Here is a 15,767-nt window from a genome sequence, read left to right on the forward strand (position 1 = left end):
CCCACCCGCCCTGTTGCTGCGCGCCCAGCCGGTGCGCGTGGTCTTCTTCGATGTGGACGGGGTGCTGACCGATGGCAGCCTGTACTTCAGCGAAGCGGGCGAAACGCTGAAACGCTTTCACACGCTCGACGGCCTGGGCCTGCAGCTGCTGAAGCGCGCCGGCATCACGCCGGCCGTGGTGAGCGGGCGCGACTCCGCCGCCCTGCGCCTGCGCCTGTCCGCCCTGGGCGTGGTGCATGCGCGCCTGGGCACCGAAGACAAGGCCCCGGCGGCCGAGGCCATCCTGGCCGAACTCGGCCTGGACTGGGGCGCCGCCGCCGCCATGGGCGACGACTGGCCCGACCTGCCCTTGCTGCGCCGCGCCGCGCTGGCCGCCGCCCCCCCCACCGCGCACGCCGAGGTGCTCGCCGTGGCCCACCACGTCACCGAGCGCCAGCCCGGGGCGGGCGCCGTGCGCGAGCTGTGCGACCTGCTGCTGGTGGCCCAAGGCGCGTATGCCCGTGAGCTGGAGGCGGCCGCGCGGTGAGCACGTCCGACCCGCTCGATTTCTTCGACACCGTCGACCAGACGATCGATGCGCCGCGCGCGCCACGCCGCAAGCGCAAGCTGCTGGACAACCTCTCGATCTACCTGCCCGTGCTGCTCATGGGCCTGCTCGCACTCGCCTCCTACTGGCTGCTGCGCGCCACGCCGGCGCCCGAGTCGGCCGAGCCCGAGCGCCCGGTGAGCACAGAGCCCGACTATTTCATGCGCCGCTTCTCGGTCAAGGCCTTCGATGCCAAGGGCACGCTCAAGACCGAGGTCAAAGGCGTGGAGGCTCGCCACTACCCTGCCACCGACATGGTCGAGATCGACGACGCGCGCATCCGCCACATCGGCGACCAAGGCCTGCCCACGCTGGCCACCGCGCGCCTGGTGACCACCAATGGCGACAACACCGAGTTCGTGCTCCGGGGCAACGCGGTGATCGTGCGCGAGGCCGGCAACGACCTGAATGGCCAGCCCCAGCCCCGGCTGGAGTTCCGTGGCGAATTCCTGCACGTGTTCCTGGAGCCGGACCGCATCGTCTCCGACCAGCCCGTCACGCTGCTGCGCGGCAGCGACCGCCTGGTCGCCGACACCCTGGACTACACCGGCGAGGACCAGGTCGCGCGCTTCAAGGGCCGCGTGAAAGTGCAGCTGGCGCCGCGTTGAGCGCCCCACCCAGGCCCACCCCACCATGCACCCGACCCCCACCGTCTCCGGCCCGCTGGTGTTCATCACCGGCGCTTCCAGCGGCATCGGCCAGGCCCTGGCGGCCCGCTTCGCGCGGGCGGGTTACCGGCTCGCGCTGGTGGCGCGCCGCACCGAGGACATGCAGGCCTGGGCCCAGGCACAGGGCTTCGACGCCGCGCGCTGCCAGGTGTATGGCGCCGACGTGGCCGACATCGACAGCATCGTCGCCGCCGGCCAGGCCTGCCTGGCCGCGCAAGGCGTGCCCGACGTCGTCATCGCCAACGCCGGCATCAGCATCGGCATGGACACCGCCGACCGGAGCGACATCGACGTGATGGCGCGCACCTTCGCCACCAACAACACCGGCCTGGCCGCCACCTTCCACCCTTTCGTGGCGGCCATGACCGCGCGCGGCAGCGGCGCGCTCGTGGGCATCGGCAGCGTGGCCGCCATCCGGGGCCTGCCCGGGCACGGCGCCTACTGCGCCAGCAAGGCCGCGGTGGTGGCGTATTGCGAGAGCCTGCGGGGCGAGCTGCGGGGCAGTGGTGTGGCCGTTGTCACCCTGCTGCCGGGCTATGTGGACACGCCGCTGACACGCCAGAACCGCTACCGCATGCCGTTTCTGTTGACCGCGGAAACCTTCGCCGACCGCGCGTTCGACGCCATCGGCGCGGGCACGAGCTACCGCGTCATTCCCTGGCAGATGGGCGTGGTCGCCAAGCTGCTGCGGCTGTTGCCCAACCCCTGGTTCGACCGCCTGCTCGCCGGCCGCCCGCGCAAGCACCGTCAGGGCGAGCGGGACGCCACCCGCTGAGGCGGCCATGAAAAAAGCCCTGGGGCAGATGCCACAGGGCTTTTGTGTCGTGTCGACAGGCGCCAGGCGCCGGTTCAGGCCGACGGGTGCGGGCGATCAGTAACCGCCGCGGCCACCACCGCCACCGCCTTCACGACGGCCACCGCCGCCGTAGGGGCTGCGGAAGCCGCCTTCACCACCGCCACCACCACCAAAGCCGCCGCCGCCACTGCGGCCACCGCCGAAGCCGCCACCACCGCTGCGGGGTGGGCGGGCTTCCATCGGACGTGCTTCGTTGACCACCAGGCTGCGACCGCCCAGCGATTGACCGTTCATGCCTTCGATCGCGGCTTGCGCTTCGGCATCGCTGCCCATTTCCACAAAGCCGAAGCCCTTGGAGCGACCCGTTTCGCGTTCCATCATGACCTTGGCGCTGTTGACAGAACCATAGGCGCTGAAAGCTTGTTGCAGGTCTTCGTCGCGCACGGTGTAAGGCAGATTGCCCACGTACAGTTTGTTGCCCATGGTTGGGACTCCTAATAACACAGAGAAAAATAGCGATGGAGCCCCGTTAGCACACAAAAACCTGTAGCACGCGAAACCAACCGATCACTTGTCAAAACGAGCGTTTTCCACGCTCGCCGAGGGATTATGCGCTGAATGTCCTGCAAACACTAACTATTTTTCAGGATGTGCAAAGGTGTGGTAAGCCCGATGCGCGGCAACAACAGGGAGGCGAAAACAGCGGGAAAACCCGTCTTGGCGGGCCCTGGCCGGCGGCTGCAGGGGCCGTCGGATCAATTTATACTGACGCCCAGCGCCGATTTGTTCCAGATTGCGGGCGCTTTAAAAATGCCGCTAAAGGGGAGATTCCCGGTCTCGCTCTTGGCGGCACCGGGTTTTTTTATTGGGCGAACGGCGCCCGCAGGACAAGGCCTTGATCGTCACGCCACAGACATTCCCATTCTCCGAACCGCTGCCGCTGCGTTCCGGCGCCACCCTGCCGGCCTATGAGCTGGTGGTGGAAACCTATGGCACGCTCAACGCCGACCGGTCCAACGCGGTGCTGATCTGCCACGCGCTCAATGCCTCGCACCATGTCGCGGGCTGGTACGCCGACGACAGCGGCCAGCCGCTGGCGCGCAGCGAGGGCTGGTGGAACAACATGATCGGCCCGGGCAAGCCGGTCGACACCGACAAGTACTTCGTCATCGGGGTCAACAACCTGGGTTCTTGCTTCGGCTCCACCGGCCCGACCCACAACAACCCCGCCACCGGCACGCCCTGGGGCGCGGATTTCCCGGTGGTCACGGTGGAGGACTGGGTGGATGCACAGGCCCGCCTGCTCGACGCCATGGGCATCCAGACGCTGGCGGCGGTGATGGGCGGCAGCCTGGGCGGCATGCAGACCCTGAGCTGGACCCTGCAGTACCCCGAGCGCGCGCGCCACGCGGTGGTGGTGGCGCAGTGCGCCCAACCTCACGGCCGAGAACATCGCCTTCAACGAGGTGGCGCGGCGCGCCATCGTGACCGACCCCGATTTCCACGGCGGCCACTACCTGCGCGAGGGCACGTTGCCGCGCCGGGGCCTGCGCATCGCCCGCATGATCGGCCACATCACCTACTTGAGCGACGACGTGATGAACGAGAAGTTCGGGCGCAGCCTGCGCTCGAGCGACGCCCAGGATCCCGCGGCGGCGGCCGAACTGGCCTACCGCTACTCCACGCAGGACGTGGAGTTCCAGATCGAGAGCTACCTGCGCTACCAGGGCGACAAGTTCAGCGAGTACTTCGACGCCAACACCTACCTGCTGATCACCCGCGCGCTCGATTATTTCGACCCGGCGCGCGCGTTCGATGGCAACCTCACGGCCGCGCTGGCGCGCGCCCAGGCGAAGTTCTTCCTGGTGAGCTTCACCACGGACTGGCGGTTTTCACCCGCGCGCAGCCGCGAGATCGTCAAGGCCCTGCTCGACAACCAGCGCGACGTGAGCTACGCCGAGATCGATGCGCCGCACGGCCACGACGCCTTCCTGCTCGACGATCCGCGTTACCTGCAGGCGGTGCGGGCCTACTTTGAACAGACCATCGCGGGAGGCAAGGCATGAGCGCCGCGCCGGGCCGCCCCAAGCAAGCTCGCTCCGCAGTGCGCAGCACGGAGGTTTTCAAATGAGCGAAAAGCCATTGATGGACGCCATCGCCCGCCTGGTGCCGCCGGGCTCGCGCGTGCTGGACCTCGGGTGCGGCGACGGCGCCCTGCTGGCCCATCTGCAGGCCGCGCGTGGCTGCAGCGGCTATGGCGTGGAGATCGACGACGCCAAGGTGCTCGCCTGCATGCGGCGCGGCGTCAACGTGCTGCAGCTCAACCTGGAAGACGGGCTGACCATGTTCGGTGACGACGCGTTCGACGTGGTGCTGCAGATCGACACCTTGCAGCACCTGCGCAACGCCGAAACCATGTTGCGCGAGACCGCGCGCGTGGGTCGCCTGGGCGTGGTCGCCTTTCCCAACTTCGCGCACTGGCCCAACCGCCTGCACGTGCTGCAGGGCCGCATGCCGGTCACCAAGCGCCTGCCTTACCAGTGGTACGACACGCCCAACATCCGCGTCGGCACGCACGCCGACTTCGAGGTGCTGGCGCGGCGCAACGGCCTGACCATCGAGGACAGCTTCGGCCTGCACGAAGGCCGCGAGGTCCGCGTGCTGCCCAACCTGATGGCCAGCACGGCCGTGTTCCGATTCTCGAGCTGATCGGCGGCCCGGCTCAGGCCCGGCCGGCTTCGCGCGCGGCGTCGGCGCCGAAGTCGCCCTCGATCGGCTGCGCGTCGGTGGGCATGTCGGGGTAGACCTCGCGGAACACCTCGCGCATGCGCGCCAGGGGCAGGTCGTCGAAGGCCCCGTGTTCGTTCACGTACTCCATGTGCTGGCGGCCTTCGCGGTCGAAGGGGTGGTAGATCGAATCGGCCTCGCCATCGAACTCCAGCGGCAACAGGCCGAACTTGTCGCACAGCTCGATGTTGAAAGCCGGCGTGGCCTTGCGCCAGGCGCCGTCGATCCACAGCGAGGTGTAGCCGTGCCAGACGAAGACGTCGGTCTTCATGGTGTGGCGCATGCGCTCGGTGGAGAGGTGGTTGCGCACGTCGGCAAAGCCCAGCCGCGCGGGAATGCCCTCGGCGCGGCACACCGCCGCCAGCAGCACGGCCTTGGGCACGCACCAGCCGTGGCCTTGTTCCAGCGCGCGGCTCGCGCTCATGCCGGCGTCGGACATGTCGATGCGGTAGGGGTCGTAGCGCAGCCCGTCGCGCACGGCGAGGTACAGCGACACCGCCTTCTCGCGCGGTGTCTCGCCGTGGACGTGTTCCCGGGCGAAGGCGCGCACGGCGGGGTGGTCGGTTTCGATCCAGCGGGTGGCGGCCAGGTGTTGCGGGCCAGGCGGGGTGGTGTCGTTCATCGGTCCAAGTTACCAGATGGCCGGCGGGGCCACCGACGCCTCAGGGACAAACCCTGAGCCGGCGCGGGGCCGCTTCTGCGTACTTTGGTACTCGATGTGCCTGGCGAGCGGTGATTGGGGCGGGTTTGTCGGCCTTTTTACGCCTTCAGCCGCCGCCGCGCTGGCCGATATTCCTGGGACCAACCCGTCAACTGAGGACCCGATCCATGGACATGCGCAACGAAGCCAACCACCTTGCCCGCCACGACAGTGCCAGGGCCGCCGCCGCACAAGCTGCCAGCGCCGAATTCCTGACCTTCCGCCTGGGTGGCGAGGAGTACGGCATCGACATCCTGCGCGTGCAGGAAATCCGCTCCTACGAAGAGCCCACCCGCATCGCCAACGCCCCGGCGTTCATCAAGGGCGTGGTCAACCTGCGCGGCGTGATCGTGCCGGTGGTGGACCTGCGCATCAAGCTGGGTTGCGACAAGGTGGAATACAACGGTTTCACCGTGGTGATCGTGCTCAACGTGCACGGCCGCGTGGTCGGCGCGGTGGTCGACTCCGTCTCCGACGTGCTCGAGCTCGCCGGCGACCTGATCAAGCCGGCACCCGAGATGAACACCAACGTCAACACCAGCTTCATCACCGGCATCGCCAGCGTGGGTGAACGCATGCTGATCCTGATGGACATCGAAGCCCTCATGTCCGGCAGCGACATGGGCTTGATGGACAGCGCCCAGGCACTTCAATAACAAGCCCGCGGCCCGGGCCGCGACGAGGAGCTTCCGAAGATGAGACCAACCGACAACCGACAAAGCTCGGTGGCGCGCCGCGTCGCCCTGCTCGCCGTGGCCCTGCTGTCCGTGGTGCTGGTGCTGATCAGTGGCGTCATGTCCGTCATGGCGGAAAAATCCTCGCGCGAGCGCATGGTCCAGTGGACGGGCGACAAGGCCTTGTCCGTGGGCAATTCGATCGACGCTTTCGACACCACGGCGCGCATGATGACGGACCGGGCCTACAAGCCGTTCCGCCAGAAGTTCGCCGACAAGTTCGAGCTCGACGTGCAGGCCGGCATGCTCAAGGGCTGGGGCATGCTGCTCAACAACGACTTCTCCGAGGTCGACACCTTCGGCCGCACCAACGGTGGCGCGGCGACGATCTTCATGCGCAAGGGCGATGACTTCGAGCGCATCAGCACCTCGCTGAAAAAGGAAAACGGCGAGCGCGCCATGGGCACGATGCTGGCCCGCAAGCACCCGGCCTACCCGTTGATGCTGGAAGGCAAGACCTACACCGGCCGCGCCGTGCTGTTCGGCAAGCCCTACATGACGCATTACGAGGCCCTGAAGGACGACGCCGGCAAGGTGGTCGGCATCCTGTTCATCGGTTTCGACATGGCCGACTTCCAGACCGCGCTGGACAAGCTCGTGGACGAAGCGCGCTTCTTCGAGAGCGGTGGCAGCTATGTGATCGACCCCGCCGGATCGAACGAGGACGCGGTGTTCGTCTCGCACCCCACAGCCGCGGGCAAGAAGGTGCTGGAGGTGAACCCCGGCGCTGCCGCGATGCTCAGCGAAATGCGCGCATCGCCGGAGGTGTTCGTGGGCGAGGCCACGCCTTTGTTCAACGCGTCCATCGAGCGGCCGTGGGCGGTCAAGCGCCAGTCCCAGTCGGGCTGGTGGGTGGTGGCCGAGGTGTCCGACAAGGAAGCCATGGCCAGCTACTGGCGCACCATGTACGCCCTGTGGGCCATGCTGGCCGTGGCCACGGCCGCCCTGGGCGCTGGCATGTACCTGCTGGTGCGCCGCAACGTGAGCCAGCCGCTGGCCCAGCTGACCGCCGCCGTCACCACCGTGGCGCAGGGTGACCTGAGCCAGGCCTTCCAGTCCAGCCGCAGCGACGAAATCGGCCGCCTGGTGCGCGAGGTCGAGAGCATGCGCCAGCGCTTCCTCGGCATGATGCGCGAGCTGCGCAGCGCGACGGACAGCATCAACACGGCGTCGGTGGAGATTGCCTCGGGCAACCAGGACCTGAGCGCGCGCACGGAGCAGGCGGCGAGCAACCTGCAGGAAACGGCGGCGAGCATGGAGCAGCTCACCAGCACGGTGCGCCAGAGCGCGGATGCGGCGCGCCAGGCGAACCAGCTGGCGGCGAGCGCCGCGGAGATCGCGGTGCGCGGTGGTGAAGTGGTGGGCCAGGTGGTCACAACCATGGACGAGATCAACCACAGCAGCAAGAAGATCAGCGACATCATCGGCGTGATCGACGGGATCGCGTTCCAGACCAACATCCTGGCGCTGAACGCGGCGGTGGAAGCCGCGCGGGCCGGGGAGCAGGGCCGTGGGTTCGCGGTGGTGGCCGGCGAGGTGCGCAACCTGGCGCAGCGCAGCGCGCAGGCGGCCAAGGAGATCAAGGGGCTGATCGGCGCGAGCGTGGACAAGGTGGAGACGGGCTCCAGGCTGGTGGCCGATGCGGGGCAGACGATGAGCGAGATCGTGGGCTCGGTGCAGCGGGTGAGCGACATCATCGGGGAGATCACGGCGGCGGCGGGAGAGCAGAGCGACGGGATCGGGCAGGTGAACGTGGCGGTGACGCAGCTGGACCAGATGACGCAGCAGAACGCGGCGCTGGTGGAGGAGAGCGCGGCTGCGGCCGAGAGCCTCAAGGACCAGGCCAAGCGGCTGGACCAGGTGGTGCGCGTGTTCCGCACCGGCGACGCCGAGCACCAACGCCCCGCCGAGCCGTCGCCCGTGGCGCACCGTCGCCACGCCGCCGGCATCGGCACCGGTGCTGACCTCGGTGGTGAAACCGGCCACGTCCGCGGCGCCCGCCAAGGCCATGGCCGCAGTGCCCACCAAGGCGGCGATCGTTCCCGTGGTGGTGGCCCAGCCGACCCCGGCCAAGCCCAAGGCCAGCCGGCCCGTGGAGCCGGTGGCGGCACCGGTCCGTCCCGCGCCTGCCGTGGCCAGCGCTCCCAGGGCCGGCAGCGAAGGCGACTGGGAAAGCTTCTGATCGATTCTTCTCACCCACACGGATTCCTCTTTCCCATGTCTTTCCATCAATTCAAGGTCGGTCATCGGCTGGGCCTGGGTTTTCTCAGCGTGCTGGTGCTGCTCCTGGCCGTCACCGCGCTGGGCTGGAGCGGCCTTCGCGCCACCCAGGCGGCCACCGAGCGCGTGATCCATCTCGAGCACCTCGCCTCGGTCACGGAAGAGTGGGCCGCCGGCACGACGCTGAACATCAGCCGCGCGCTCGCCGTGCGCAAGTCCCCGCGCCGACCCGGAGGTCGATGCCTACTTCAAGCCGCTGATCGCGCAGACGTCCACGCGCATCAGCGAACTGCAGAAGACGCTGGAAGCCGAGATCACCAGCGCCGAAGGCAAGGCCTTGCTGGCCAAGATTTCGACGGTGCGCGGCGAGTACATCGCGGTGCGCAAGACCTTCTTCGACGCCCTCAAGACGGGTGACCTCGTGGCCGCCAACCAGATCCTGGCCAGCCAGGTGCTGCCGGCCGCCGACCGCTACAGCGGTGCCCAGAACGAGATGCTGGCCGCCCAGCGCAGCCTGGTGCAGGCCGCCATGGCCGATTCCGCCCGCACCGTGAGCCGCAACGTGACCTGGCTGGTGACGCTGGCCGCGCTGGCGGTGGTGGTGGCGTCCCTGCTGGCCTGGCGCATCACCCGCTCGGTGACGGTGCCGGTGCACCAGGCGGTGGTGATCGCCTCGGCCGTGGCCGATGGCAACCTGTCGGTGCCGGTGCAGACCGACCGCAAGGACGAGCTGGGCGACTTGCTCAACGCCCTGGGTGCGATGAAGAACTCGCTGATCCAGACCGTGAGCCAGGTGCGCAGCGCGACGGACAGCATCAACACGGCGTCGGTGGAGATTGCCTCGGGCAACCAGGACCTGAGCGCGCGCACGGAGCAGGCGGCAAGCAACCTGCAGGAAACGGCGGCGAGCATGGAGCAGCTCACGAGCACGGTGCGCCAGAGCGCCGATGCGGCGCGCCAGGCGAACCAGCTGGCGGCCAGTGCCGCGGAGATCGCGGTGCGCGGTGGTGAGGTGGTGGGCCAGGTGGTCACGACCATGGACGAGATCAACCACAGCAGCAAGAAGATCAGCGACATCATCGGCGTGATCGACGGGATCGCGTTCCAGACCAACATCCTGGCGCTGAACGCGGCGGTGGAAGCCGCGCGGGCCGGGGAGCAGGGGCGTGGCTTCGCGGTGGTGGCTGGCGAGGTGCGCAACCTGGCGCAGCGCAGCGCGCAGGCGGCCAAGGAGATCAAAGGCTTGATCGGCGCGAGCGTGGACAAGGTGGAGACCGGCTCCAGGCTGGTGGCCGATGCGGGGCAGACGATGAGCGAGATCGTGGGCTCGGTGCAGCGGGTCTCGGACATCATCGGGGAGATCACGGCGGCTGCGGGAGAGCAGAGCGACGGGATCGGGCAGGTGAACGTGGCGGTGACGCAGCTGGACCAGATGACGCAGCAGAACGCGGCGCTGGTGGAAGAGAGCGCGGCCGCCGCCGAGAGCCTCAAGGACCAGGCCCGGCGCCTGGCCGGTGTGGTGCAGATCTTCCGCACGGACGCCCATTCCTCATGAACACGGGCGGCGCCTGACCCCGCCGCATCCTTTCAATCAACAAGACGAAGAGACAGTCATGCAACACTTGATGCGCCAGTTTTCCATCCGAATCCGCATGAGGGCCGCCATCGGCGTGGTCCTGATGCTGCTGCTGCTGGTCGGTACCGCCGGCTGGTGGGGCATGGCGCGCATGCACGCGCTGAACGAGGACTTTGTCGAACGCACCTTCGAAGAGACGCTCACGCTCTCGCGCCTGCAGGTGGCGCTGGGCGACATGGGCCGCCACGAGAAGGACATGATCATTGCCTACGAAAAGCCCGAGGCCGTGCTCAAGGCCAAAGCCCAGTGGCAGGCCGCCCGTGACGAGGCCCAGAAGCAGATGGACGTGCTGCAGGCCGGCAAGGAAGAGGGCGAGAACGAACTGGTGCGCGAGATGCAGTCGCACCTCACAAAGTACGTCGCGGCCGTGGGGCCGGTGACGAACCAGCTGGAGTCCTCCGGCTACGACTCGGCGACGGTGGCGAACCGCATGCTGGGCCGCGCGCACGCCAACTACGGCGACCTGCTGCAAAGCCTCAAGCAGCTGGAAGAGGTGCTGATGGCCGATGCCGCCAGTGCCCGCCAGGCGGGCAAGAGCGCCAACGACCAGACCCTGATGCTGTTCGGCCTGGCCGTGGCGATCGCTGCCCTGGTGGTGGTGCCGACCACGCTGTCCAACATGAACAGCATCTGCCGCCCGCTGGACGAAGCCCAGCATCTGGCCAGCGCGATCGCCAAGGGCGACCTCACGCGGACGATCCAGCGCGAAGGCAAGGACGAAACGGCCGCGCTCATGCGCGCGCTGGGCGACATGCAGGCCTCGCTGGCCCGCATCGTGGGCGAGGTGCGCAGCTCCACCGACAGCATCGGCACCGCCAGCCAGCAGATCGCCAGCGGCAACCAGGATCTCTCCAGCCGCACGGAGCAGGCGGCGAGCAACCTGCAGGAAACGGCGGCGAGCATGGAACAGCTCACCAGTACGGTGCGCCAGAGCGCCGATGCCGCGCGCCAGGCCACGCAGATGGCCGTGGCGAACGCCGAGGTGGCGGTGCGCGGTGCCAGGTCGTGGGCCAGGTGGTCACGACCATGGACGAGATCAACCACAGCAGCAAGAAGATCGGCGACATCATCGGCGTGATCGACGGGATCGCGTTCCAGACCAACATCCTGGCGCTGAACGCGGCGGTGGAAGCCGCGCGGGCCGGGGAGCAGGGCCGGGGCTTCGCCGTGGTGGCGGCCGAGGTGCGCAGCCTGGCGCAGCGCAGCGCGCAGGCGGCCAAGGAGATCAAGGGCCTGATCGAGACCAGCGTGGGCAAGGTGGAAGATGGTTCGCGCCTGGTGGCGCAGGCCGGCAGCACCATCGGCGAGATCGTGGCCAACGCCGAGAAGGTGTCGGCCTTCATCAGCGACATCACCACCGCCGCCGGCGAGCAGAGCGACGGGATCGGACAGGTGAACGTGGCGGTGACGCAGCTGGACCAGATGACGCAGCAGAACGCGGCGCTGGTGGAAGAGAGCGCGGCCGCCGCCGAGAGCCTCAAGGACCAGGCCGGTCGCCTGGCCGAAGCGGTGCGGTTCTTCCGCATCGACGACGGCACCCCGATGTTGCGCGCCTGAGCGCCGCGAGGGGCACGCCATGAACTTCAACCAACGCCTTCTTCTGGCGTTCGTCGCGCCGGCCGCGCTCTTCGTGGCCGGCCTGGCGGGCAGCATCTGGTCGCTGGCGCAGACGCAGTCGCGCTTCGACCACTACATCAAGACCGAGCAGGCCACGGCCAGCGGCCTGCAGGACATGTATGCGCAAGGCCTGCAGATGGGCCAGGCGCTGCGCAACATCGTGCTCGACCCGAGCAACCAGCAGGCCTACAAGAACCTGGAGGCGGCGCGCGAGGCCTTCGACGCGGCCCACCAGACCACGCTCGCGGCCGCCAAGGGCACGCCCGCCGAAGCGGGTCTGGCCCCACTGGCCGGCTTGCGCACGGCCCAGGCCCAGGCGCAGGACAAGGTGCTGGCCCTGCTGAAGACCAGCGCACCCGATGCGGTGCAGATGCTCAACACGGAAGAAACGCCTGCCTGGCGCAAGCTGCGCGGCGAACTGCTGCAGCTGGGCAAGGCCTCGCAGGCGCTGTCGACGCAGACGCACGAACAGGTCAACGCCGAGGCCGACCGCGCCCGCGCGCTGGCCATCGGCCTGGCCTTGTTGGCCCTCTCGGCCGCCGTGGTGCTGGGGCTGGTGGTGCAGCGCACGCTCAAGCGCGAGATCGGCGGCGACCCGGCCATGGCGCGCAGCGCCTTGCGCCGCATCGCCGACGGCGACCTCAGCGGCGCCACGCCGCCCGCGCAGGATCCCAACAGCCTGATGGGCGCGCTCTCGGCCATGCAGACCTCGATGCGCACCCTGGTCGGCCAGGTGCAGCAGTCCAGCGGGGGCATCGACGTGGCCAGCGGCGAGATTGCCTCGGGCAACCAGGACCTGAGCGCGCGCACGGAGCAGGCGGCAAGCAACCTGCAGGAAACGGCGGCGAGCATGGAGCAGCTCACGAGCACGGTGCGCCAGAGCGCCGATGCGGCGCGCCAGGCGAACCAGCTGGCGGCCAGTGCCGCGGAGATCGCGGTGCGCGGTGGTGAGGTGGTGGGCCAGGTGGTCACGACCATGGACGAGATCAACCACAGCAGCAAGAAGATCAGCGACATCATCGGCGTGATCGACGGGATCGCGTTCCAGACCAACATCCTGGCGCTGAACGCGGCGGTGGAAGCCGCGCGGGCCGGGGAGCAGGGGCGTGGCTTCGCGGTGGTGGCTGGCGAGGTGCGCAACCTGGCGCAGCGCAGCGCGCAGGCGGCCAAGGAGATCAAAGGCTTGATCGGCGCGAGCGTGGACAAGGTGGAGACCGGCTCCAGGCTGGTGGCCGATGCGGGGCAGACGATGAGCGAGATCGTGGGCTCGGTGCAGCGGGTCTCGGACATCATCGGGGAGATCACGGCGGCTGCGGGAGAGCAGAGCGACGGGATCGGGCAGGTGAACGTGGCGGTGACGCAGCTGGACCAGATGACGCAGCAGAACGCGGCGCTGGTGGAAGAGAGCGCGGCCGCCGCCGAGAGCCTCAAGGACCAGGCCCGGCGCCTGGCCGGTGTCGTGCAGCTGTTCCGCCTGTAAGCCAAAGGCGGCCGCTGGTCGCCGCAACCTCGCGCGCAGGGGGCCGAAACAGGGTCCTCGTACCGTGTACAAGCCACGGGCGTGCCTATACTGTTTCCCCTGTACCGGCCCCGGGGATTTTCGTCCCGGCATGCCGGCGCCTCACCGCCCGCGCACCCGGAGACCGACGCCATGAACGCTCGCCTGCCCCACGCCTCGCCGCCCCTGGACCCGGCCGCCTTGCAGGCCCATGTGGAGGCGAGCTGGTCGCGCGGCATCATCCCCGAATTGACGCGCTACATCGAGGTGCCCGCCAAGTCGCCGGCCTTCGACCCCGACTGGGCCGCCCATGGGCTGCTGGAGCGCGTGCTGCAGAGCGCGGCCGACTGGGTGCGGGCGCAGCAGGTGGAAGGTCTTCAGCTGGAGATCGTGCGCCTGAACGACGCGCAGGGCCGGCCCCGCACGCCGGTGCTGTTCTTCGAGGTGCCGGCCAGCGCCGGGCGCGACGGCACACCGGCCCCCGCCTCCGGCCAGACCGTGCTGATGTACGGCCACCTCGACAAACAACCCGAGTTCACCGGCTGGCGCAACGACCTCGGCCCCTGGACGCCCAAGATCGACGGCGGCAAGCTCTATGGCCGCGGCGGCGCCGACGACGGTTACGCGGTCTACGCCAGCGTGGCCGCGCTGCAGGCGCTCAAGGCCCAGGGCGTGGCGCACCCGCGCATCGTCGGGCTGATCGAAACCTGTGAAGAGAGCGGTTCGGGCGACCTGCTGCCCTACGTGGACGCGCTGCGCCCGCGCCTGGGCGACGTGGGTCTGGTGATCTGTCTGGACAGCGGTGCCGGCAACTACGACCAGCTCTGGCTCACCACCAGCCTGCGCGGCATCGCCAGCGGCGTGCTCAAGGTGGAGGTGCTCACCGAGGGCATCCACTCGGGCGATGCCTCGGGCCTGGTGCCGTCGAGCTTTCGCATCATGCGCCAGGTGCTGGACCGGCTGGAAGACAGCGCCACCGGCCGCCTGCTGCCCGCCAGCTTCCATTGCGAGGTGCCGGCTGAGCGCATCGAGCAGGCGCGCGCCACCGCCGCCATTCTGGGCGACGAGATCCACAAGCGCTTCCCTTGGGCGCACCACGACTGTGGTGGTTCCACCGTGTTCACCCTGCCCACCACCACCGACCCGGTGGAGGCCCTGCTCAACCGCACCTGGCGGCCCACGCTGTCGGTCACGGGCGCCGACGGTTTCCCCGAGCTGCGCAACGCCGGCAACGTGCTGCGGCCCTACACCGCGTTCAAGCTCAGCCTGCGCCTGCCGCCGCTGGTGGACGCGCCCGCGGCCGTGCAGGAACTCAAGGCCCTGCTGGAGGACAACGCGCCCTACCAGGCGCGCGTGACCTTCGAGGGCGAAGGCGCGGCCAGCGGCTGGAACGCCCCCACCACCGCGCCCTGGTTCGAGCAGGCGCTGCAGGACGCTTCGCAAGCCCACTTCGGCGCGGGCTGCGGCACCATCGGCCAGGGCGGCACCATCCCGCTCATGAACATGCTCAGCAAGGGTTTTCCGACCGCGCAGATGATGGTCTGCGGCGTGCTCGGCCCCAAGAGCAACGCGCACGGTCCGAACGAGTTCCTGCACCTGGACTACGCGCAGCGCCTGACCGCCACGGTGGCCCAGGTCATGGCCCGCATGCCCTGAGCCGCCATCATGTCCGACACCACCCAGGCGCCTTTCACCCTCCGCGATGGCCTGAACCTGGCCCTGTTCGACTGGCCGCTGCCGATGCGCTGGCGCCCACGCGCGGTGGTGCTGATCGTGCACGGCCTGGGTGAACACGCCTGGCGCTACGACCCGGTGGCGCAGCGCCTGAACGAATGGGGCTTCTGCGTGCGCGCGTACGACCAGCGCGGCCACGGCGAGTCGGGTGGCGCGCGCGGTGTGCTGCCCGATGACGACACCTTGCTCGACGACCTCGCCGAGGTGCTGGAGGACACGCGCAACCACATCGCCGAACCCTGGGCCTGCCCGCTCATTCTCATGGGCCACAGCATGGGCGGGCTGGTTGCGTCCACCTTCGTGCAGCGGCGCATGGCGCCTGTCGACGCGCTGGTGCTGTCATCGCCCGCGCTGGACGCTGGCATCGGCGCACTGCAGAAAAAGCTGATTTCCCTGCTCTACCGTTTCGCGCCCAACTTCGCCATCTCCAACGGCCTGGACGCGAGCAAGATCTCGCACAACGCAGCGGTGGTGGAGGCCTACAAGAAGGACCCGCTGGTGCACGACCGCATCAGCGCGCGGCTGGCGCAGTTCATCGACAGCAACGGCCCGGCCGTGGTGGCTGCCGCCGCGCAGTGGCGCGTGCCCACGCTGCTTTTGTATGCGGGGGCCGACAGCCTGGTGCGGCCTGCGGGCAGCAAGGCGTTTGCCGCCGCCGCGCCGCGCGACAAGGTGCATGCCCAAGTCTATGAAGGCCTGTACCACGAGATCTTCAACGAGGCCGATCCCTCGGCCGTGTACGGCACCCTGAAGGCCTGGCTGGACGTGGTCGCGCCCGCGCAGGCCTGAGC

Annotated in this window: 12 protein-coding genes, 2 pseudogenes and 1 riboswitch; of the genes and pseudogenes, 12 read left to right on the forward strand and 2 right to left on the reverse strand. The window is 68.9% G+C overall.

Features of this window, described 5'->3' with window-relative positions; translation table 11 throughout:
* Positions 1–13: 13 nt before the first annotated feature.
* Genes ACFJGX_RS05605 through ACFJGX_RS05615 form a run of 3 tightly spaced genes read left to right on the forward strand, consistent with a single transcriptional unit; the run spans position 14 to position 2,029 of the window.
* Positions 14–526 (forward strand): KdsC family phosphatase, encoded by a 513-nt coding sequence (locus ACFJGX_RS05605; protein ID WP_382327969.1) that lies wholly within the window; start codon positions 14–16, stop codon positions 524–526.
* The gene (lptC, locus tag ACFJGX_RS05610) at positions 523–1,194 is read left to right on the forward strand and encodes an LPS export ABC transporter periplasmic protein LptC (RefSeq protein ID WP_382152771.1); all 672 of its coding nucleotides are present in this window, start codon (positions 523–525) and stop codon (positions 1,192–1,194) included. Before ACFJGX_RS05605 ends, lptC begins: the two co-directional genes overlap by 4 nt.
* A 25-nt stretch (positions 1,195–1,219) precedes the next feature.
* Positions 1,220–2,029, forward strand: a complete 810-nt coding sequence (locus tag ACFJGX_RS05615; RefSeq protein ID WP_382322368.1) for an SDR family oxidoreductase — start codon at positions 1,220–1,222, stop codon at positions 2,027–2,029.
* A 96-nt stretch (positions 2,030–2,125) separates the two neighbouring features.
* Here ACFJGX_RS05615 and ACFJGX_RS05620 read toward each other — a convergent pair whose 3' ends face one another.
* Positions 2,126–2,533 carry an RNA-binding protein gene (locus ACFJGX_RS05620; RefSeq protein ID WP_291115208.1) on the reverse strand — a complete coding sequence of 136 codons (408 nt, stop codon included), beginning with the start codon at positions 2,531–2,533 and terminating at the stop codon, positions 2,126–2,128.
* A gap of 282 nt (positions 2,534–2,815) precedes the next feature.
* A riboswitch (SAM riboswitch) is annotated at positions 2,816–2,891 on the forward strand.
* Positions 2,892–2,945: 54 nt separating this feature from the next.
* Here ACFJGX_RS05620 and ACFJGX_RS05625 point away from each other — a divergent pair.
* A pseudogene (locus ACFJGX_RS05625) lies at positions 2,946–4,116 on the forward strand (homoserine O-acetyltransferase).
* Between the two features lie 61 nt (positions 4,117–4,177).
* A complete protein-coding gene (gene metW, locus ACFJGX_RS05630; protein ID WP_297402977.1) occupies positions 4,178–4,759 on the forward strand; it encodes a methionine biosynthesis protein MetW in 582 nt (193 codons plus the stop codon).
* Between the two features lie 13 nt (positions 4,760–4,772).
* On the opposite strand, the gene ACFJGX_RS05635 is transcribed toward metW, so the two are convergent.
* Positions 4,773–5,459, reverse strand: a complete 687-nt coding sequence (locus ACFJGX_RS05635) for a transglutaminase family protein (RefSeq protein WP_382322366.1) — start codon at positions 5,457–5,459, stop codon at positions 4,773–4,775.
* Between the two features lie 206 nt (positions 5,460–5,665).
* Here ACFJGX_RS05635 and ACFJGX_RS05640 point away from each other — a divergent pair, with 206 nt between their 5' ends.
* The 7 genes and pseudogenes from ACFJGX_RS05640 (at position 5,666) to ACFJGX_RS05670 (ending at position 15,765) form a co-directional block, all read left to right on the forward strand.
* Entirely contained in the window at positions 5,666–6,193 is a 528-nt protein-coding gene (locus tag ACFJGX_RS05640) for a chemotaxis protein CheW (RefSeq protein ID WP_291115200.1), read from the forward strand.
* Between the two features lie 39 nt (positions 6,194–6,232).
* Positions 6,233–8,908 carry a methyl-accepting chemotaxis protein gene (locus ACFJGX_RS05645; RefSeq protein WP_382327971.1) on the forward strand — a complete coding sequence of 892 codons (2,676 nt, stop codon included), beginning with the start codon at positions 6,233–6,235 and terminating at the stop codon, positions 8,906–8,908.
* Positions 8,805–10,046: a methyl-accepting chemotaxis protein gene (locus tag ACFJGX_RS05650; RefSeq protein ID WP_382328612.1), complete on the forward strand. Its 1,242-nt coding sequence runs from the start codon at positions 8,805–8,807 to the stop codon at positions 10,044–10,046. Before ACFJGX_RS05645 ends, ACFJGX_RS05650 begins: the two co-directional genes overlap by 104 nt.
* Before the next feature lie 58 nt (positions 10,047–10,104).
* A pseudogene (locus ACFJGX_RS05655) lies at positions 10,105–11,684 on the forward strand (methyl-accepting chemotaxis protein).
* Positions 11,685–11,703: 19 nt separating this feature from the next.
* The gene (locus tag ACFJGX_RS05660; RefSeq protein ID WP_382322362.1) at positions 11,704–13,224 is read left to right on the forward strand and encodes a methyl-accepting chemotaxis protein; all 1,521 of its coding nucleotides are present in this window, start codon (positions 11,704–11,706) and stop codon (positions 13,222–13,224) included.
* Between the two features lie 171 nt (positions 13,225–13,395).
* Positions 13,396–14,898 (forward strand): M20 family metallopeptidase, encoded by a 1,503-nt coding sequence (locus ACFJGX_RS05665; protein ID WP_382322361.1) that lies wholly within the window; start codon positions 13,396–13,398, stop codon positions 14,896–14,898.
* Positions 14,899–14,907: 9 nt separating this feature from the next.
* Positions 14,908–15,765, forward strand: coding sequence for an alpha/beta hydrolase (locus tag ACFJGX_RS05670; RefSeq protein WP_382152802.1), 858 nt, complete (start codon positions 14,908–14,910; stop codon positions 15,763–15,765).
* Positions 15,766–15,767: the final 2 nt, after the last annotated feature.

The organism is Hydrogenophaga sp. UC242_50, from assembly GCF_042697355.1.
Taxonomy (GTDB): Bacteria; Pseudomonadota; Gammaproteobacteria; order Burkholderiales; family Burkholderiaceae_C; genus Hydrogenophaga.